Annotated in this window: 16 protein-coding genes, 1 pseudogene and 1 riboswitch; of the genes and pseudogenes, 15 read left to right on the top strand and 2 right to left on the bottom strand. The window is 39.1% G+C overall.

Going from position 1 to position 19,796, the window contains the following annotated elements:
* Positions 1 to 205 precede the first annotated feature (205 nt).
* The 6 genes from pflB to BW721_RS03395 all read left to right on the top strand — a co-directional run bounded on the left by pflB (position 206) and on the right by BW721_RS03395 (position 7,115).
* On the top strand, positions 206 to 2,434 hold the full coding sequence (gene pflB, locus BW721_RS03420) for a formate C-acetyltransferase (protein ID WP_076766134.1): 2,229 nt from the start codon (positions 206 to 208) through the stop codon (positions 2,432 to 2,434).
* 111 nt (positions 2,435 to 2,545) lie between these two features.
* A complete protein-coding gene (pflA, locus tag BW721_RS03415) occupies positions 2,546 to 3,310 on the top strand; it encodes a pyruvate formate-lyase-activating protein (protein ID WP_076766133.1) in 765 nt (254 codons plus the stop codon).
* A 91-nt stretch (positions 3,311 to 3,401) separates the two neighbouring features.
* Entirely contained in the window at positions 3,402 to 4,331 is a 930-nt protein-coding gene (locus tag BW721_RS03410; RefSeq protein ID WP_076766131.1) for a manganese-dependent inorganic pyrophosphatase, read from the top strand.
* Positions 4,332 to 4,473: 142 nt separating this feature from the next.
* Complete coding sequence (locus tag BW721_RS03405; protein ID WP_076766129.1) at positions 4,474 to 5,295, top strand: metallophosphoesterase; 822 nt, start codon at positions 4,474 to 4,476, stop codon at positions 5,293 to 5,295.
* 15 nt (positions 5,296 to 5,310) lie between these two features.
* Positions 5,311 to 6,246 (top strand): magnesium transporter CorA family protein, encoded by a 936-nt coding sequence (locus BW721_RS03400; RefSeq protein WP_076766127.1) that lies wholly within the window; start codon positions 5,311 to 5,313, stop codon positions 6,244 to 6,246.
* 26 nt (positions 6,247 to 6,272) lie between these two features.
* Positions 6,273 to 7,115 carry a VOC family protein gene (locus BW721_RS03395; RefSeq protein WP_076766125.1) on the top strand — a complete coding sequence of 281 codons (843 nt, stop codon included), beginning with the start codon at positions 6,273 to 6,275 and terminating at the stop codon, positions 7,113 to 7,115.
* Between the two features lie 187 nt (positions 7,116 to 7,302).
* Here the strand turns inward: BW721_RS03395 and BW721_RS03390 are convergent, their stop codons facing one another.
* A complete protein-coding gene (locus BW721_RS03390) occupies positions 7,303 to 7,929 on the bottom strand; it encodes a glycosyltransferase family 32 protein (protein ID WP_076766123.1) in 627 nt (208 codons plus the stop codon).
* A 141-nt stretch (positions 7,930 to 8,070) separates the two neighbouring features.
* Positions 8,071 to 8,216: riboswitch (Lysine riboswitch) on the top strand.
* An 84-nt stretch (positions 8,217 to 8,300) separates the two neighbouring features.
* On the opposite strand from BW721_RS03390, the pseudogene BW721_RS12325 reads away from it, so the two are divergent.
* From BW721_RS12325 to BW721_RS03370, 3 genes and pseudogenes are all read left to right on the top strand, one after another.
* A pseudogene (locus tag BW721_RS12325) lies at positions 8,301 to 9,906 on the top strand (ABC transporter permease subunit).
* On the top strand, positions 9,906 to 10,649 hold the full coding sequence (locus tag BW721_RS03375; protein ID WP_076766118.1) for an amino acid ABC transporter ATP-binding protein: 744 nt from the start codon (positions 9,906 to 9,908) through the stop codon (positions 10,647 to 10,649). The pseudogene BW721_RS12325 and the gene BW721_RS03375 overlap by 1 nt, the downstream one beginning before the upstream one ends.
* Before the next feature lie 128 nt (positions 10,650 to 10,777).
* Positions 10,778 to 11,692, top strand: coding sequence for a DMT family transporter (locus BW721_RS03370; RefSeq protein WP_076766116.1), 915 nt, complete (start codon positions 10,778 to 10,780; stop codon positions 11,690 to 11,692).
* A 52-nt stretch (positions 11,693 to 11,744) separates the two neighbouring features.
* Here BW721_RS03370 and BW721_RS03365 read toward each other — a convergent pair whose 3' ends face one another.
* Positions 11,745 to 12,086: a metal-sulfur cluster assembly factor gene (locus BW721_RS03365; RefSeq protein WP_076766114.1), complete on the bottom strand. Its 342-nt coding sequence runs from the start codon at positions 12,084 to 12,086 to the stop codon at positions 11,745 to 11,747.
* Positions 12,087 to 12,284: 198 nt separating this feature from the next.
* Here BW721_RS03365 and ilvD point away from each other — a divergent pair, with 198 nt between their 5' ends.
* The 6 genes from ilvD (at position 12,285) to ilvA (ending at position 19,792) form a co-directional block, all read left to right on the top strand.
* Positions 12,285 to 13,988, top strand: coding sequence for a dihydroxy-acid dehydratase (ilvD, locus tag BW721_RS03360; protein ID WP_076766112.1), 1,704 nt, complete (start codon positions 12,285 to 12,287; stop codon positions 13,986 to 13,988).
* Positions 13,989 to 14,391: 403 nt separating this feature from the next.
* Positions 14,392 to 16,125, top strand: coding sequence for a biosynthetic-type acetolactate synthase large subunit (ilvB, locus tag BW721_RS03355; protein ID WP_076766110.1), 1,734 nt, complete (start codon positions 14,392 to 14,394; stop codon positions 16,123 to 16,125).
* Positions 16,113 to 16,598 carry an acetolactate synthase small subunit gene (ilvN, locus tag BW721_RS03350; RefSeq protein WP_076766108.1) on the top strand — a complete coding sequence of 162 codons (486 nt, stop codon included), beginning with the start codon at positions 16,113 to 16,115 and terminating at the stop codon, positions 16,596 to 16,598. The genes ilvB and ilvN overlap by 13 nt, the downstream gene beginning before the upstream one ends.
* A 53-nt stretch (positions 16,599 to 16,651) precedes the next feature.
* Positions 16,652 to 17,653, top strand: coding sequence for a ketol-acid reductoisomerase (gene ilvC / locus BW721_RS03345; protein ID WP_076766106.1), 1,002 nt, complete (start codon positions 16,652 to 16,654; stop codon positions 17,651 to 17,653).
* 40 nt (positions 17,654 to 17,693) lie between these two features.
* Positions 17,694 to 18,488 (top strand): ABC transporter ATP-binding protein, encoded by a 795-nt coding sequence (locus BW721_RS03340; protein ID WP_076766104.1) that lies wholly within the window; start codon positions 17,694 to 17,696, stop codon positions 18,486 to 18,488.
* A 281-nt stretch (positions 18,489 to 18,769) separates the two neighbouring features.
* A complete protein-coding gene (ilvA, locus tag BW721_RS03335) occupies positions 18,770 to 19,792 on the top strand; it encodes a threonine ammonia-lyase (RefSeq protein WP_198031397.1) in 1,023 nt (340 codons plus the stop codon).
* Positions 19,793 to 19,796 lie beyond the last annotated feature (4 nt).

Genomic DNA, 19,796 nt, shown 5'->3' with positions numbered 1-19,796 from the left:
TTGTCTAAAAGGTGAATAAAACACGATGTTTGACGTTTGATAAAACGCTGTTAAATCAATGTTTTATCGGGTTTCTTCACACGTTTAAAATAAATAAAATAAAAAGCTTGAAAAGTGTTGCACAATCATTTTAACGTGTTATAATAATGGCATAAAGTGTGTTACATAAATCACAATAAGCTATTTAAAATAGGGGGCAATACAAATGGAACAATGGCAAGGCTTTAAAGGTAAAACATGGAAAGAAGAAGTTGATGTTCGTGACTTTATTCAACAAAACTATACACCTTACGTAGATGGCGCTGACTTCTTAGAGGGTCCAACAGAAGCTACTAACTCGCTATGGGCACAAGTTATGGATTTAACAAAACAAGAGCGCGATGCTGGTGGCGTTCTAGACATGGATACAAAAATTGTATCAACGATTACATCTCATGGTCCTGGTTACTTAAACAAAGACAAAGAAAAAGTTGTCGGTGTTCAAACTGACGAACCATTTAAACGCTCATTGCAACCATTTGGTGGTATTCGTATGAGTGAGCAATCAGCAGAAGCTTACGGTTATGAAATTGATGCTGAAGTATCTAAAATTTTCCGTGACTACAGAAAAACACATAATCAAGGTGTATTCGATGCTTACACACCAGAAATGCGTGCAGCACGTTCAAATAAAGTTATTACAGGTTTGCCAGATGCTTATGGACGTGGCCGTATTATCGGAGACTACCGTCGTGTAGCACTATATGGTGTTGACTTCTTAATGCAAGAAAAACTAAAAGATTATGCAGTGGTAGGAAACGGTACAATGTCAGAAGATATTATCCGTCTACGTGAAGAAATGAGCGAGCAATACCGTGCATTGAAACAATTAAAAGAACTTGGAAATATTTATGGTTTTGATATTTCAAGACCTGCTGAAACAGCACAGGAAGCGTTCCAATGGTTATACCTTGGTTATCTAGCAGCTGTAAAACAACAAAATGGTGCAGCTATGTCTCTAGGACGTGTATCAACATTCTTAGACATCTACATTCAACGTGATCTTGAGAATGGTACATTGACTGAAATCGAAGCACAAGAAATTGTTGACCACTTTGTCATGAAATTACGTTTGGTTAAATTTGCACGTACACCTGATTACAACGAATTATTCTCAGGAGACCCAACATGGGTAACAGAGTCAATTGGTGGTATGGGTGAAGATGGTCGTACATTAGTGACAAAGAGTAGCTTCCGTTTCTTGCAAACACTTAAAAATATGGGAACAGCTCCAGAACCAAACTTGACTGTATTATGGTCAACGCATTTGCCTGAAGCATTCAAAAAATTCTGTGCTCATATTTCGATTGAAACAAGCTCAATCCAATACGAAAATGATGATGTGATGCGTCTAGAGTGGGGCGATGATTACGGTATTGCATGTTGTGTGTCAGCTATGCGTATTGGTAAACAAATGCAATTCTTTGGTGCTCGTGCCAACTTAGCGAAAACACTTCTATATGCGATTAACGGTGGTGTAGATGAAGTAACTAAGAAACAAGTTGGTCCTAAATACCAACCAATTACATCTGAATACTTAGACTACGATGAAGTAATGGAGAAATATGACTTAATGAATGAATGGGTTGCAGGATTGTACCTCAATACATTGAATGTTATTCATTATATGCATGACAAATATAGCTATGAAGATCTAGAAATGGCGCTTCATGATACACATATCGTTCGTACAATGGCAACAGGTATTGCTGGCTTCTCTGTAGCGATTGACTCATTATCAGCTATTAAACATGCTAAAGTAAAAGTTATTCGTGATGAAGATGGTATCGCAGTAGATTTCGAAATCGAAGGCGACTATCCAAAATATGGTAATAATGATGACCGTGCTGATGATATTGGTATTTGGTTATTGAAAGACTTCATGAGTAAAGTGAAGAAACACAAAACTTACCGTGATGCAAAACATACAACATCAATTTTAACGATTACATCAAATGTTGTTTACGGTAAGAGTACAGGAGCAACACCAGATGGACGTAAAGCGGGTGTCCCATTTGCGCCAGGAGCGAACCCATTACACGGTAGAGATACACATGGTGCTCTAGCAAGTTTATCATCAGTTGCTAAAATCCCTTACCAATACTCATTAGATGGTATCTCAAATACATTCTCAATCGTTCCAAAAGCACTAGGACGTGAGGCTGATATTCAAGAAGAAAACTTAGCAAGTATGTTAGATGGTTACGCACGTAAAGGTGGTCACCACTTGAACGTTAACGTATTTAACCGTGATACTTTACTAGATGCTATGGAGCATCCAGAAAACTACCCACAATTAACCATTCGTGTATCAGGTTACGCTGTTAACTTTATTAAATTAACACGTGAACAACAATTGGACGTTATTAACCGTACAATGCACGAAAGCATGTAAGACCAATCGGATGCGGATGAGTCAATGATTCATCCGTTTTCCATCAAAGGGAGAGAGCCCCTTATCTCTCTTTTTGATGGGAAAGAAGCAAAGAGAAAAGGAGTTATGACGATGACTAACGCACTAACAGGATTTGTTCACTCAACTGAAAGTTTCGGATCGGTTGACGGACCTGGTATTCGTTTTATTGTTTTTATGCAAGGTTGTCGCATGCGATGCGAATTTTGCCATAATCCAGATACATGGAATATGGGTGGCGGAAATGAAATGACAACAGATGACGTATTAGAAATGGCATTACAATATAGAGAGTTTTGGGGAGAAAAGGGTGGTATTACCATTAGTGGTGGTGAACCATTATTACAGATTGACTTTATTATTGAACTCTTCCAAAAAGCAAAAGCACAAGGCATTAATACAACGATTGACACGTGTGGCCAACCGTTTACCTATGATGAACCGTTTTTTGGTCGTTTTGAAGAATTAATGAAGGTTACTGACCTATTGTTAATGGATATTAAACACATTAATAGCCAAAAACATAAAGAACTAACCATGTGGCGTAATGAGAGCATCATTGATATGACCCAATATTTATCAAAAATCGGCCAGCCGATTTGGGTTCGTCACGTTTTAATTCCAGAGCGAACTGACTATGACCATTATTTGAAAGAATTAGGCGACTATATTGCCACTTTGGAAAATGTTCAAAAAGTAGAGATTCTTCCATACCATAAAATGGGGATCTATAAATACCAAGCCTTGGGTATTCCTTATAAATTAGAAGGCATTGATCCTCCAACAGCAGAACGTGTGGAGAATGCTCGGAAATTATTACGCTGTGATGAGTATAAAGGTTACTTAAAAGCAAATTAAATCTACAAGGAAAAGGGAGATAACCGTTGCCCTTTTCCTTTTTTTTGATTATCATTAAAAAAGATAAGAAATGAAAGAGGGACATTAAACTATGGAAAAATTATTAGTTTTCGGACACCAAAATCCGGATACAGATGCAATTACATCAGCAATCTCATTTGCATATTATTTAAATCAAATCGGCGTTGAAGCAGAAGCTGTTGCGCTAGGAGAGGTTAGCGATGAAACGGCATATGCATTAAACCAGTTTAATACTGAAGCACCACGCGTCATCGAAACAGCTGCAAACGAAGTGAAAGCTGTTGCGCTTGTGGACCACAATGAATTCCAACAAAGTGTATCAGATATTGCTGACTTAGACGTTCAATACGTGATTGACCACCACCGTATTAGTAACTTCCAAACTGCAAATCCACTTTATTACCGTGCAGAACCAGTAGGCTGTACAAACACAGTTATTTACAAACTATTTAAAGAAAAAAATATCGAGATTCCAGCGCAAATCGCAGGGTTGATGTTATCAGCTATTATTTCTGATACCTTATTGTTCAAATCACCAACATGTACGCAAGAAGATATTGAAACGGCAGCCGCTTTAGCTGAAATCGCTGGCGTTGATTCATCAGATTACGGTTTAGCTATGCTAAAAGCTGGTACAAATCTAGATGATCTCTCATCAAAAGATTTACTTGATTTAGATGCTAAGTCATTCCCAATGGCTGACAAAACTGTTCGTGTGGCACAAGTTAATACGGTTGATTTCCAAGATGTTTTAAAACGTCAAGATGAATTAATGGCATTAATGACTGCTGAAAATACAAAAGAAAATTATGATTTATTTGTCTTAATTGTAACGAATATTATTGATAGTGATTCAACGATCTTAGCAATTGGATCAGGTGTTGCTAAAATTGAACAAGCCTTCAACGCTCAATTGGATAATCACCAAACTTTCTTAGCGGGCGTTGTGTCACGTAAGAAACAAGTTGTTCCACAATTAACAGAAGCATATACAAACTAATCCAAAACCGCTGTGTTTATTAAAAACATAGCGGTTTTTATAATAATATCATTAAAAATAAAAATATCTTAAAAAATAATATCTTCATTTCGAGATATATGTTATACTCTTAAGTGAGCACAGCTAGTGAGGTGTAAACAGCATGAAAATAGGTGTCTTATCTGACTTACATATTGACACAAATAGAAAGAAACTAAATAGAGGAGACACGTATGACCGGTTGCTCGCTCAATTACTCTACAATAATGAAATTGATTTACTACTAATGGCTGGTGATATATCATCGGATTACCAAGATAGCATTCAATTTTTAGATCAAATGGTTAATCATAGGGTTTCAAAGCTACTATTTGTTCCAGGTAACCATGATTTTTGGTCGATTCGTAATAAGGATACTGACACAGAGCGTATTTACCAAACCTTTTTACAAAGGGAGGATTCGCCTGTCGGCAAACCACTCTTACTAAATGACAAATGGTCAGTTGTGGGGAATCCAGGTTGGTATGATTATGGATTTGCCAGTCAAAGTTATACAACTGAACAATTTGAGCAGAAGAAATTGCGTATTGGTGGCTGGAATGATCGATTATATGTACAATGGAAGCAAAGCGATCAAGAGGTAGCAGAAGCCATGCGGCAACAGCTAGAAGTAGACTGCCAGTCTGTTGATGATCGTCAAATAATTTTGATGACACATATCGTCACACATCCCCAGTTTACCGTACCTTTGCCGCACCGGGTTTATGATTATTACAATGCCTTTTTGGGTAGTAAGAGTTATATGTCCTTGTATGAGGATTATCCAATCCGACATAGTGTGATGGGACATGTCCATTTTCGGAAAAGCATGAAAGAAGATGAGATAGCTTATTATTGTCAGTGTCTAGGCAATGGCAGACATTGGTGGTCAGATGATCCGTATACGGAATTAGCATCAACATTAGAAACCTTTATCATTGAATAGAGTGGAGTGAACAAGATGAGAGCTTTTCGGTTAGAAGGGCAACACTTTGTGGAGACCAAGGATAGTAATCAAGCAACCCTGATTTTGTATGATAATCCGTCTCAAGACGAAATGGATGACTTGCATCAAAAAGAAGAGATACCGCTGGATTTTATTACAGATAGCTTAAACCGCTATATGATTCCAAGAAAAGAAACCTTTCGCAATAGTCAGCAAATAGACATCCAATTGCTATTGTTTCTCTATCCTTTAATAAAAATTGATGAAACTAATCGACTTGAATATCAAACATTGCCGATCTCAATTATTACATTAGAAAAAAAGGTCATTATGATTTATTCAAAAGAACCCCCATTTCTAAAAAATGTTCTGAATAGCAACGGAAACTACGATGATTCTCTCTTTATTTTACAATTGCTCTGGCAGCTCACCAATGAATACATTGAGGCCATCACACGAATTGATGACATGATTGAAAATATGGAAGAAAACATCGTCCACACAACTCGGAATGAAGCCTTTTATAAAATGATCGCCATTAATAAAAGTCTGGTTTATTTTGAAACGGGTATTACCAAGAACCATGACATTATCGCTCATCTGTTTGATAACTTAAATGAAAGTAAGGGGTCAGACGCAGGTGAACTGTTGCATGACATCCGTGTCTTATCTAACCAAGCAAAGGTCATGCGGAAAGAATCCGATGAAATGATTAGTCATCTCAGTGAAGTGTTTTCAAGTGTGATTTCTAATAACTTGAATAACATTATGAAGTTTTTGACATCACTGACTATTGTTTTGACCATTCCGACCATTATTGGCTCTTATTGGGGCATGAATGTAGCTCTACCGTTTGAAGATGATGGTTTTGCATTTCTATTATTAGTTGGCGTCTCTATCATTCTCGGGATACTCACTGTATTTTGGCTAAAGAAAAAAGATTACTTATAACATATAAAAAGAGGAGTATTTTTATCATGACACAAGCATGGACGTTAGGGAAAGTAGCATTAAAAGTAAATGATTTAGAAAAAATGACACAATTTTACCAAGAAATTATGGGGACATCAATCCTTGCTCAAACAGATAACAGTGTAACACTAGGTGTGAAAGAAACCGGAGAGGCATTGTTTGAATTAATCAAAATTAATCCAGCAGCTGAGAAGAAAGTGACAGCGGGCTTATACCACCATGCGGTTTTACTGCCAACGAGAAGTGACTTAGGCGAATTTTTATATAACCTATTAGTTAAAAAGTACCCATTAGGTGGCGCAAGTGATCACGGGTACAGTGAAGCGATTTACTTTAACGACCCTGAAGGAAACGGTGTAGAGGTTTACGCTGATAAAAACCGTTCTGAGTGGGACGTAAGAGAAGATGGTAGAATCGAAGGTATTACCATTCAAATGGATGCAGAAGGCGTATTAGGCTCTGTTAAGAAACCTTTCTCAGGTTTGCCAGCTGGTACGATTATGGGACACGTCCATTTAACAGTTAGAGATTTAGTAGAGAACGGTGAATTCTATACGAATATAATTGGTCTAGGACTAAAATCTGACTATTTCGGTCAAGCTAAATTCTTTGCATCAGGAGACTATCACCACCATGTTGGATCAAACACTTGGGCTGGAAAGTTATTGCCACAACCAGAAGAAGACCAACTCGGAATGGCTTACTATACTTGGGTATTGCCAAACCAAGATGAACTGCTCGCTTTGAAAGGCCGCTTTGATCAAAATGGTATTTCATACGAAGAAGAAGCTGGTGTTTTAAAAGCTAAAGATACAAATGGTATTTTAATGCATATCATCGTTAAATAATGAATAAAAGGAGAGTGGGAAAAAAGGCGTTCAGCCCCGAATCACTGGAGCGAATAAGCGCAAGATGGTTGCAGACCATCTGAGCATGATTCGTGAAGTGGACGTCGGGGCTGCCTTTTTGAGCACATTTACGCTACATTATTCGGGTATAGGAAAGAGGCTGGGAGTTTTTTCCCAGCCCCTATTTTTATAACCAAGACCCCGAATACTGATGAATGCCATATGTTTCTTCTCCGGCGTTGATTTCTTGTGTCCAATAACTTTTTGGTGAAAAGTAGATACGGGGAAAGATTGTCACATCCATCACGGTCTGCTTTTCATTATTTAGTAAGAGACCATTTTCTTGAAAAATTTCAGTAATACGAATCACGTTGGTTGTTTCATCATAAGACCCATCATCATTGATGAAATGACGGTCATTATAATCGTCATAAAGTTGTTTGAAGGTCGGATGATTTTCTTTGGCAGCAATAATAGCCGTTGAAATGGTTGTTTCCACTTCGAAGCCCATAAAAGCATCCAATTTAAGTAGCGGATCAAGTGGTTTAATAATCTCCATATCTGTATCCATATAGATACCACCGTATTGTGTTAAGGCATAGAGTCGAGCAACATCAGAAACAAAAGCCCATTTTTTAGCTTGATAAGCTTCTTTCACATAATCGCCCATTTGATCAACATTAAAATTGTCTTCATTCCACACCATAACTTTGTAGTCAGGGCAGTATTTTTCCCAAGTTGCTATTATTTTTTCTTCTTTTTCGCCTAATGGATTGCCACCGAACCAGCAGTAATGAATAATTTTTGGTATCATATCACATGTCCTCCTTCTTTAAATTCTATTATTATTGTAACGAACAGCTATATTTTTGCCTAATCATATGCTAGATTAACGATCTGAGGTTGACATTCGCTTTGCTATCTATTATAGTTACACCAGTAGAATATCAAAACAATATGAATCAGAGGACGCGAAAACCATCAGTAGGATACGAAAGGGGAATTCGCCGAAGTGCCGTTCAGGTGCTGGGTCTATGCTGAATAAGTATAGGACTGTCGAGATAAAATGCCCATTTTATCTTTTGAAGCGCTGTTCATATTGGGGCAAAAGGACGATACCAATCGTGGGCCTTTTGCTCACGGTTTTTTTGTATTCTCAATACAAATAAAAGGGAGTCGTTTCGTATGAAAAAGAAATTTAATTATGCTGCTATGTTATTAGGATCGCTAGCTTTGTTAGCTGCTTGTGGTAATGGTAGTAACGCAGAGTCATCAGCTGCAGAGGATGATCAGTTTGTTGTTGGACTGGAGGCTGCCTATGCCCCTTATAACTGGACGCAACTAGATGACAGTAACGGCGGTGTTCCGATTGACGGTACAAATGAATATGCTGGTGGTTATGACGTTGAGATTGCAAAGAAAATCGCTGAAGGTTTGGGACAAGAATTAGTTATCGTTAAGACAGAATGGGATGGCTTAGTACCAGCTCTTCAAGCTAAGAAAATTGATGCCATTATCGCTGGTATGTCTCCAACAGAAGAAAGAAAACAAACCATTTCCTTTAGTGATCCTTATTTAGAGTCGCAATTGGTTATGGTAGTCGCTTCAGATAGTGACTTCGTTAATGCCACAAAACTAGCAGATTTTAACTCTGCAAAGGTAACGGCTCAGTTGAATACCTTCCATTATAATGTCATTGACCAAATTGAAGGTGTTAACAAGCAAACAGCAATGGAAAATTTCTCTGCTATGCGTGTGGCGCTTCAAGCAGGTGTGATTGATGGCTATGTATCAGAATATCCTGAGGCAGTAAGTGCATCAAATGCAAATAGTGATTTTAGTTTTGTTGAATTCGAAGATGGTTTCAAAACAAGTCCAGAAGATACGACAATTGCGATTGGCGTACGTAAAGACGAAGCAGATTTAGACAAAATGAATGCCATTTTAAGCGAAATCTCTGACGAAGAGAGACAAGAAATCATGGATGCTGCGGTTGCTAATCAACCAGCAGCCCAACAATAGTAGGAGCTGACATCAATTGAGTCATTTATGGAATATTTTTCAAAATAATGCACCGCTTTTCTTAAATGGTGCTTGGGTTACTTTATACATTTCAATGATCGGGACCATTATTGGTCTCCTCATTGGTCTTGTTCTTGGTGTGATTCGCACCATCCCACATCCAGACAAAGGCTTTAAACGCTACGCTTTAAAAGGTCTGCATCTTTTAACAACCATTTATATTGAATTCTTCCGTGGTACGCCGATGATCGTGCAAGCAATGGTGATTTATTACGGATCTGCCATTGCATTTGGTTGGGATATGAACCGTATTTTTGCCGCTATTTTTATTGTTTCGATTAATACAGGCGCATATATCACTGAAATCGTTCGCGGTGGGATTTTATCAATTGATAAAGGCCAATATGAAGGTGCAGAAGCAATTGGGATGTCTCACTTTCAAACGATGAGAATTGTCATTATGCCACAAGTATGGCGGAATATTTTACCAGCGACTGGTAATGAATTTGTTATTAATATTAAAGACACATCTGTTTTAAATGTTATTTCAGTAACGGAATTGTTCTTTCAAACAAAAACAGTATCAGGGATTAACTTTGATTACTTCGGGCCGTTTACAGTAGCTTGTATTTTGTATTTAATTATGACATTCTCGGTGACGCGTATCTTACGTTTTCTTGAGAAAAAACTAGACGGACCAACACATTATGATCTGGTTGGTGGTAATCAAAACCAAGTGATCACGTTAGATAAAGAGGTGCAAAGTTAATGACTTCTGTAATGAAAATTAAAGGGCTGAGCAAAAAGTTCGGCGAACGCGAAGTTCTTAAGAATATTAATTTTGAAGTAGAAGAAGGTAAAGTCGTTTGTCTAATTGGTGCATCGGGGTCAGGTAAATCAACCTTATTGCGTTGCTTAAATTTATTAGAAAAACCAACGACTGGTGATATTATTTACCGAGATGACAGTATTTTAGAAGACTCCCTAAATTTATTCCAATATCGTTCAAAAGTAGGAATGGTCTTCCAACACTTTAATTTATTTAATAACTTAAATGTGCTTGAAAACTGTATGACTGGCCAAATTAATGTTTTAAAAGTAAGCAAAGAAGAAGCTGAAAAAAGAGCCTTACACTTCTTGGAAGAAGTGGGTATGGGACAATTTATCCATGCTCGTCCTGCACAACTATCAGGTGGTCAAAAGCAACGTGTCGCTATTGCACGCGCACTAGCAATGGAGCCAGATTTACTGTTATTTGATGAACCAACATCAGCACTCGATCCACAAACGGTTGGAGAAGTGTTGCGTGTTATGAAACAGCTAGCAGATAAAGGGCTGACTATGGTCGTTGTAACCCATGAGATGCAATTTGCGCGTGAAGTAGCAGATCGTGTTGTCTTTATGGACCAAGGTGTTATTGCAGAAGAAGGATCACCTGAAGAAATCTTCAACAATCCGAAAGAAGAACGCACAAAAGAATTCTTAAGTCGTATTTTAGACTCACCATTCTAAATAAAGAGGTAAAACAGCCATTGCGACGATTGCAATGGCTGTTTTTTTGTTGATACAAATCAAAAAACAAGATAGTCAAATCCAATTATCCCGTTTATAATGACCATATTAATAAAGGGAGGTTAGCAATGAATCAAAAATTAAAGGGTATATTACTATCCGGGCTAGGCGGTAGTTTATGGGGAGCATCTGGCATTTTTGCCCAACTACTATTTAGCGATTATCAAGCGTCAAGTGAATGGCTGGTGAGTACACGTTTAACGATGGCTGGGTTATTAATCTTAACTTACAGCTCTATTCTTCGGAAAGATCCTATTTTTTCCATTTTTAAAAACAAGAAACATGTTTTGCAATTATTATTATTCTCATTAGTCGGTATGGTAGGCGTGCAATACCTCTTTTTCAAGGCTATTGAAGTAAGTAGTGCCTCTTTAGCAACGATTCTACAGTTTACAGCACCAATTTTTGTTTACTTATATACCTTAATTAGCCGAGAGAAAAAACTTTATGCTACTGAATTTGCACTCGTATTAGCGACTTTTTTCGGAGTCTTGCTTATCGTTACAAATGGGCAATTTTCTAAGATGTCGGTCTCGTTAATCGGTTTTACCGTCGGAATAGGGTCAGCAGTCGCAGTTGCTTTTTACAGCATCCAACCCCGTAAAATTTTAGCAGTATACGGCTCACCGATGATTGTAGGCTGGGGAATGCTAATTGGCGGACTGGTGTTTCAATTCATCCAACCATTCTGGCAACCAAGCTTTAGCTTAACCACTCATAGCGTCCTTCTTTTGACACTAATTATTGTGTTTGGGACTGCAGTTGCCTTTATTGCCTATCTTGCAAGTCTATCGTATATTGATCCATCCTTAGCCTCGATTATGACGGCCTTAGAACCCTTGCTTGCAGCTGTACTCTCAGTTGTCGTCTTTAAACAACAATTCGGCGTATTTGAACTAATCGGTATTGCGGTTGTACTCGTTTCCGTGCTCCTCTTATCACGCTATAAACCAAAAAATAAAGTAGCAGAGACTCTCGGCTAATAAAAAAAGAGCCAGTAGAAGGTGGACAACCACCAACTACTGGCTCTTTTTTTTATCCTGGATTAATTCCTAATGCGATTCGACCGAAGCGACTAATGCGTGTCATCTTCCAAGCAGGGCTCCACACAATTTTAACATCGACGGCAGTAATACCATCAATCTGCAGTAATCCCTCTTTTATTTCACCTGGAACGGATTCGATACAGTCACATCCAATGCCGGTAAAGGTCGTTGTTACTTCGCAAAGACCGTCCTCAGACAGTTGAATATCGTACACGAGGCCAAGGTTGTAAATATCTAGGCCGATTTCTGGATCAAAAATATTTTCAAGTTTTTTAATAATCTCATCGCTGCGTTCTTGAGCGCGTTCATTCATAGTGATTAATTCTGGCATAACTATCGATTCCTTTCAAACTTACAATAATTAATTTTCTTTATTTTTTCATGAAATACTCATTTTTGCAAGTAGATAATTTCATCATTTTTTCATATTGCACTGGCAGATTATTTTCTTTCTGTTAGAATATAATTAAAACCATATGAAAACACCATAAAAATAACCGAGCAAGAAAGTTGAAAGGAGTGTCTGTTAATGACAAGCGAACAACCAAAAAAAGATATAAGAATCCGAAGTAATGTGTATGACAGTGTTGTAAAATCACCTAACCGCGCCATGCTACGCGCAACAGGAATGGGGGATGATGAGTTTAAGCAACCGATTATTGGTGTTATCAGTACATGGGCAGAAAACACGCCATGTAACATCCATCTCCATGATTTAGGGAAATTAGCGAAAAAGGGTATTCGAACAGCTGGTGGCTGGCCCGTTCAGTTTGGAACAATTACGGTTGCAGATGGCATTGCTATGGGAACACCAGGAATGCGTTATTCATTACCGTCTCGTGATATTATTGCTGACTCAGTTGAAGCAGCAGTTGGCGGACACAACTGTGACGCCTTTGTCGCCATTGGAGGCTGTGATAAGAATATGCCGGGCTGTATGATAGCTATTGCTAACTCGCAAATCCCATCGATCTTCGTTTATGGTGGGACTATTGCACCAGGGAAACTAGATGGCAAGGACATTGACTTAGTATCAGTCTTCGAAGCAATCGGCCAATGGAATAATAATGATATGACAGAGGAAGAAGTACGTCGAATTGAATGTAATGCCTGTCCAGGACCAGGTGGTTGTGGTGGGATGTATACGGCCAATACGATGGCATCTGCTATTGAAGCAATGGGGATGAGTCTACCAGGATCCTCTTCGCACCCTGCGACAACAGAAGATAAATTAAAAGACGTGGAAGCAGCTGGTGAAGCTGTTTATAAACTACTCGAAAATCAAATTTACCCGCGCGACATTATGACTAGAAAAGCCTTTGAAAATGCGATTACCGTTGTTATGGCGCTAGGTGGATCAACCAATGCCATTCTTCACTTGATGGCGATGGCTCATGCTGCAAATGTTGAATTAACGTTGGACGACTTCAACGATTTCCAAGAAAAAGTTCCTCATTTGGCTGACTTGAAGCCAAGTGGGCAGTATGTTTTCCAAGACCTTTATGAAGTAGGTGGCGTGCCAGCTGTTATGAAGTACCTTTACGAAAATGGCTTTATTCACGGCGATTGTTTAACGGTTACAGGTAAGACGATTGCTGAAAACTTAGCAGAAGTCCCATCACTGAAAGAAGGACAACAAGTTATTATGCCACTTGAAAATCCAAAACGTAAGGATGGGCCACTTATTGTTCTTCACGGTAACTTATCACCAGACGGATCAGTTGCTAAAGTATCAGGTGTAAAAGTTCGACGACATGAAGGACCAGCCAAAGTGTTTAATACTGAAGAAGAAGCCATCCAAGCTGTTCTCGCAGATGATATTGTCGATGGCGATGTGGTTGCTGTTCGTTATGTTGGACCAAAAGGCGGCCCGGGAATGCCAGAAATGTTGTCACTTTCAAGTATGATTGTTGGGAAAGGTCAAGGAGAAACCGTTGCGCTTATTACCGATGGGCGTTTCTCTGGTGGAACTTACGGTTTAGTTGTAGGTCATATTGCACCTGAAGCCCAAGTTGGTGGCCCAATTGCGCTACTGAAAACAGGTGATACGGTTATTATTGATCAGGATACTAAAGAGTTAACAATGGTTGTTTCTGATGAAGAACTTGCTAAACGTCGTGATGCACTTGTCTTGCCAGACTTGCATTCTAGAGGTGTATTAGGCAAGTACGCTCATATTGTTTCTAGCTCATCTAAAGGAGCTATTACTGACTTTTGGAAAAAAGACGAGTAGTAATATTCACTTATAATTAAAAAAAGGTTAAAAAACATTGACACTTTGAATGAGTTAGATTAATATTATATTCACATTAGAAATTAATTAAATTTAGGGGAGCGGTTCTCATGGGAAACAATTGCATGCCAACAAACAATTTATTATTAATTAGCGTCATTAGATAGTGTTTGTATCTTCTCAACGGATACAGACACGTGAAACGAGAGTTTGTATCTATGAGGTGCTAATTTAGTTTGTTACGCCTGTATAGATGATAAAAAATCTAATCAGGCTATGCTCCCTAATTTTATGGACACATTTAAAGGCCTAGTTAGATTTTTATAAATCTAGCTAGGTCTTTTGTTTTTAATAAAAATGATTTAACCATGATAACGTTTAAGCTAACCAAGGAGGATGGAACATGAGTACAGAAGAAATGCCCAAAACAAAACGAAAGCGGAACGGAGCAGATTTATTTGTTCAATCATTAATTGACGCAGACGTTGAAGTTGTCTTCGGTTACCCGGGTGGTGCTGTCTTACCGATTTACGATGCGCTGTACCGTGCTAAGCCAAACTTCAAACATATTATGTGCCGTCACGAACAAGGGTTAATCCATGGAGCAGAAGGTTACGCTCGCGTAACCGGTAAACCCGGTGTGGTTATTGCAACTTCTGGTCCAGGCGGAACGAATTTAATTACTGGTATTGCGGATGCTATGATCGATTCACTACCAATTGTTATTTTTACTGGTCAAGTATCAGCTGCTTTTATTGGATCGGATGCCTTCCAAGAAGCAGATATGATTGGTTTGACAACACCCATTACGAAGCATAACTATCAAGTTCAAGATGTTCATGATTTACCAAGAATTATTAAAGAAGCTTTTCATATTGCGACAACGGGTCGTAAGGGTCCTGTTGTGATTGATTTACCTAAAAACGTTGCAGAAACTTTTTTAGACACAGATGAGTTTGATACTGATTTTTATCTACCAGGCTATCAGCCAACGGTTTATCCTAATCAATTGCAAATCCAGCGTTTGATGAATGGATTAAAAGTAGCTGAAAGACCGCTATTACTAGTAGGAGCTGGTGTGAAGTTTGCGGAAGCCCACAAAGAGCTCTATGACTTTGCGGTTAAACACAACATTCCTGTTGTAACGACACTTCAAGGTTTAGGTGCCTTTCCAGAAACTCACCCGCAAGCATTAGGTATGGGTGGGATGCACGGCAGCTATGCCGCTAACAAAGCCATTCAAGCCTGTGACTTTTTAATTAATATTGGATCACGGTTTGATGATCGTCTGACTGGGAATCTAAGTAAATTTGCGACACAAGCAGTTGTTGCTCACATTGATGTTGATTCAGCAGAGATTGGTAAAAATGTCCCAACTAAATATCCGATTGTATCTGATGCCAAAGAAGCCTTGATTAAACTCTTGGAAATTGATATTGATCAACTAGATATTAGTGATTGGGAAGCTGAAACGCAAACCAATAAAAATGACTACCCATTCTGGTACCAAAACAAAGAAGATAGCATTTCACCGCAATGGTTGATTGAAGAAATCTACCATGCGACTGAAGGTAAGGCAGTAGTCGTAACTGATGTGGGTCAACACCAAATGTGGGCAGGACAATTTTATAAATATGACCAACCCCACAACTTTGTTACGTCAGGTGGTCTGGGTACAATGGGCTTCGGCCTTCCAGCTGCTCTAGGCGCCCAAATTGGCCGACCTGGTGAAACAGTAGTTGCTATCCTTGGTGATGGTGGCATTCAAATGACTAGTCAGGAACTAGCGACTATTAAGGACTACGACTTGCCTGTCAAGGTTGTTATTGTCAATAACGAATCACTCGGAATGGTCCGCCAGTGGCAAGAAATCATCTATGAAGAACGCTACTCCGAATCACTTCTTGGAGGAGGCAGAAACCCCGACTTTGTATTACTGGCAGAGAGTTATGGCATTAAAGGGGTTCGCATTAGCCAAGAAGCAGAAGTGAAAGCTGCCTTAAGAGCTGCTTTTGATGAGGATGGCCCGGTTGTTATTGATGCTCGTGTCACACCAGATGAAAAGGTATTTCCGATGGTGCCAGCCGGAAAAGGAAATGATGAAATGATGGGAGTGAAGCCGCCATGCGACGAATAATTACAGCAACTGTAAAAGACTCAAGCGGCGTATTAAACCGTGTTACCGGCTTACTTGCTAAACGAGGATTTAATATTAATAGTATTACTGTAGGTGGGACCGAAACAGCTGGCGTTTCTAAAATGACCTTCGAAGTAAACATTACCTCTAGCATTCAATCCGAGCAAGTGATTAAGCAACTAAACAAGCAAATTGATGTGATTAAGGTGGTCGACATTACCGACCAACAAATTGTTGCACGCGAACTTGCTTTAATTAAAGTCAGTACGACACCAACTAACCGCCACGAAATCTATGGTGTGATTAATCCTTTTCGAGCGCGTGTGTTAGATGTCGCGAAAGACTCACTGACTATTGAGGTCACAGGTAAAACCGATAAAGTTGATGCTATCATCGATCTCTTATCAACCTATGGCATTAAAGAACTGGCACGAACAGGTATCACTGCCTTCCCAAGAGGGAAAAATAAATAACCGTTAGCTATTTTATTAAAAAACAAACAAACAGGAAAAGGGGAATTCAATTTATGGCACAAGTATTTTATGATAAAGACGTTAATCAAGGACTTTTAGAAGGAAAAACAATTGCAATTATCGGCTATGGCTCACAAGGCCATGCCCATGCACAAAACTTACGTGATAGCGGGCATAAGGTTATTATTGGCCTTCGTTCAGGTAAATCTTTTGATAAGGCAAAAGAAGATGGCTTTGATGTAAAATCAGTTGCTGATGCAACAAAAGAAGCAGACCTAGTTATGATCTTACTACCAGACGAAAATCAAAAAGCTGTTTACGAAGCAGAAATTAAAGCTAATCTAGAAGCGGGCAATGCCCTTGTCTTTGCTCATGGCTTCAACATCCATTATGGCCAAATTGTTCCTCCAAGTGATGTGGATGTTTTCTTAATTGCACCTAAAGGACCAGGACACCTTGTTCGCCGTACTTATGAAGAAGGCGCTGGCGTACCTTCTCTTGTCGGTGTATACCAAGATGCAACAGGCCAAGCTAAAGAAATTGGAATGGCCTATGCAGGTGGTATTGGTGGCGGTCGAGCTGGTATCTTAGAAACGACTTTCCGTGAAGAAACAGAAACAGATTTGTTTGGTGAACAAGCAGTTCTCTGTGGTGGGGTATCGGGTTTAATTAAAGCAGGTTTTGAAGTTCTAACAGAAGCAGGCTATGCACCAGAGAGTGCCTATTTTGAAGTATTGCATGAAATGAAATTAATTGTTGACCTCATTTACGAGGGTGGTTTAGAAAACATGCGCTACTCCATCTCAGATACCGCTGAGTGGGGGGATTATGTTACAGCACCGCGTATTGTTACAGAAGAAACAAAAAATAATATGCGTGCGGTTCTAAAAGATATTCAAACCGGTGAATTTGCTAAAGATTGGATTTTAGAAAACCAAGCAGGACGTCCGAAATTCAATGCCGTTAAACGTGCTGAAGTTGAACACCCAATCACTGCGGTAGGAAAAGAATTACGTGGCCTAATGCCATTTATTGGAGACTCACTCGTTGACTAATCTTTCCTTGGCAAAAGCAATCGCTTAGAAAGGATAACCCATGCGTAAACTGATTTCGTTAAAGCAAGTGACCTGGACGAGACACGGATATGATATTTTAGAGGATATTAATTGGGAAGTGAACGAAGGTGAACAATGGGCTGTCCTTGGGTTGAATGGATCTGGTAAAACGTCTATTTTAAATATTGTGACGGGTTACCATTTCCCAACTTCTGGCCAGGTTCAGGTATTGGATACAACCTTTGGAGAAGCTAGTATTCCTAAAATGCGTGAACGTATTGGCTTTATGAGTAGCTCTTTAGAAAAATTTGGATCGACCTTTAATAAACAAACGGTTAAAAATGTTATCTTAAGTGGTAAATTTTCTTCAATAGGCGTTTATAGTAACCAAGTTATTTCTAAAGACGATCATGAGCGGGCGGATGAAATTTTGAACACCCTTCGTATTGCCTACTTACGAGAGCAAGCCTACCGCCATCTATCACAAGGTGAAAAGCGGCGGGTACTCATTGGCAGGGCATTAATGAACCAGCCTGATTTATTAATTATGGATGAACCGTGTTCAGGGTTAGATTTATTATCCCGAGAAGACGTACTCGATATGATGGATGCCATTACTGCTAACCATTGTCACCTTGTTTATGTCACACACTATATCGAAGAAATAACCGATGTCATTACCCATGTCTTACTCGTAAAAGACGGTAAGGTTGTTGCAAAAGGTAAGAAAGAAGCGTTAATAACGGATGAATGGTTAAGTGAAACCTATAAAATTCCTGTCCGCGTGCGGTGGGAGAACGGTCGACCATGGATTACCATTGATCGAAAAAAATAGAAACGAGGAAATAACAATGAATAAGACCGATTTAAAGGAAATGAACACACAGCTTATTATTAGCATCATTAGATAGTGTTTGTGTCTGAACGTTAGATACAAACACGTTAAAACGAAAGTTTGTATCTATGAGGTGCTAATCATTGTTATGCCCAAGTAGATGCTAAAATCTAATTGGGTACGCTCGCTTATTTTATAACCAGCTAAAAAGACCCCGTTAGATTGTATGGATAATCTAACGAGGTCTTTTTATAGTTGAATAGAGAAGGAGACGTGATCGTATGGAAAATCAATTAACGTTAGAAATGGTTCAAGATGCTTGGGACTATTTAAGAGAAGAATATGTGACCCATAATACACCTATGGTTACCTCTAGCATGACGGACGATCGAGTCAATCGTCATGTCCATTTTAAAATGGAGAATCAGCAAAAGACTGGATCATTTAAGTTGAGAGGCGCCAGCTACAAAATTCATAAGTTAACAGCTGAAGAATTAGAAAAAGGCGTCATTAGTTCAAGTGCCGGTAACCATGCACAAGGCGTTGCCATGGCCGCTTACCGCTTAGGGGTACAAGCCTCAATTTTCATGCCTAAGACAACCCCCCAAGCAAAAATCAATGCGGCTACTGGTTACGGTGCAGAAGTCATTCTTGTTGGAGATAGCTACCAAGAAGCAGGAGACGCGGCACAAAAGTATTATGAAGAGAACGATGTCACTTATGTTCATCCTTACGATGACTACTATATCATGGCAGGCCAAGGAACGATTGCGTTGGAAATGCTTGAACAAGAACCAGATCTGGATATCATTATCTGTCCTGTGGGTGGCGGCGGCTTAATCAGTGGTGTCTCACTAGCAGCTAAAGCCATCAAGCCGAGTATTAAGGTCATTGGTGTCGAAGCAGCAGAAGCTGCCTCCATGTACCATGCCTTTAAAACAGGCGAAATCAAACGATTAGATACCGTTGATACAATTGCTGAAGGAATTGCTGTTAAGGAACCAGGCGAAAAGACTTATGCTGTTACAAAGCAATACGTTGATGATATTGTGACTGTCACAGAGGAAGAAATTGCCGATGCTATTTTATGGATGTTAGAGCGTAACAAAACTCTCGTCGAGGGAGCTGGAGCAGCCTCATTAGCAGCCTTATTAGCTCATAATGACCGCTTGCCACAAGGAAAAAATGTGGGACTAATTGTTTCAGGCGGTAATATCGATTTAGGTTCTATGCCAATGATTCAAGGTGTAGCTCGTGGATTAAAGAAAGCAGTTCAAGTAAAGAGCCGTACAGGCGAAAGATAGGAGA

The organism is Jeotgalibaca sp. PTS2502, assembly GCF_001975685.1.
Taxonomy (GTDB): Bacteria; Bacillota; Bacilli; order Lactobacillales; family Aerococcaceae; genus Jeotgalibaca; species Jeotgalibaca arthritidis.
Note: the sequence above shows the minus strand (reverse complement) of the source record. Positions and strands in the feature narration are given on the sequence as shown.

Excerpts from the sequence above, each read along its gene's own strand:
- pflB (WP_076766134.1), top strand. The coding sequence starts at position 206 with ATGGAACAATGGCAAGGCTTTAAAGGTAAAACATGGAAAGAAGAAGTT.
- pflA (WP_076766133.1), top strand. The coding sequence starts at position 2,546 with ATGACTAACGCACTAACAGGATTTGTTCACTCAACTGAAAGTTTCGGA.
- BW721_RS03410 (WP_076766131.1), top strand. The coding sequence starts at position 3,402 with ATGGAAAAATTATTAGTTTTCGGACACCAAAATCCGGATACAGATGCA.
- BW721_RS03405 (WP_076766129.1), top strand. The coding sequence starts at position 4,474 with ATGAAAATAGGTGTCTTATCTGACTTACATATTGACACAAATAGAAAG.
- BW721_RS03400 (WP_076766127.1), top strand. The coding sequence starts at position 5,311 with ATGAGAGCTTTTCGGTTAGAAGGGCAACACTTTGTGGAGACCAAGGAT.
- BW721_RS03395 (WP_076766125.1), top strand. The coding sequence starts at position 6,273 with ATGACACAAGCATGGACGTTAGGGAAAGTAGCATTAAAAGTAAATGAT.
- BW721_RS03390 (WP_076766123.1), bottom strand. The coding sequence starts at position 7,929 with ATGATACCAAAAATTATTCATTACTGCTGGTTCGGTGGCAATCCATTA.
- BW721_RS03375 (WP_076766118.1), top strand. The coding sequence starts at position 9,906 with ATGACTTCTGTAATGAAAATTAAAGGGCTGAGCAAAAAGTTCGGCGAA.
- BW721_RS03370 (WP_076766116.1), top strand. The coding sequence starts at position 10,778 with ATGAATCAAAAATTAAAGGGTATATTACTATCCGGGCTAGGCGGTAGT.
- BW721_RS03365 (WP_076766114.1), bottom strand. The coding sequence starts at position 12,086 with ATGCCAGAATTAATCACTATGAATGAACGCGCTCAAGAACGCAGCGAT.
- ilvD (WP_076766112.1), top strand. The coding sequence starts at position 12,285 with ATGACAAGCGAACAACCAAAAAAAGATATAAGAATCCGAAGTAATGTG.
- ilvB (WP_076766110.1), top strand. The coding sequence starts at position 14,392 with ATGAGTACAGAAGAAATGCCCAAAACAAAACGAAAGCGGAACGGAGCA.
- ilvN (WP_076766108.1), top strand. The coding sequence starts at position 16,113 with ATGCGACGAATAATTACAGCAACTGTAAAAGACTCAAGCGGCGTATTA.
- ilvC (WP_076766106.1), top strand. The coding sequence starts at position 16,652 with ATGGCACAAGTATTTTATGATAAAGACGTTAATCAAGGACTTTTAGAA.
- BW721_RS03340 (WP_076766104.1), top strand. The coding sequence starts at position 17,694 with ATGCGTAAACTGATTTCGTTAAAGCAAGTGACCTGGACGAGACACGGA.
- ilvA (WP_198031397.1), top strand. The coding sequence starts at position 18,770 with ATGGAAAATCAATTAACGTTAGAAATGGTTCAAGATGCTTGGGACTAT.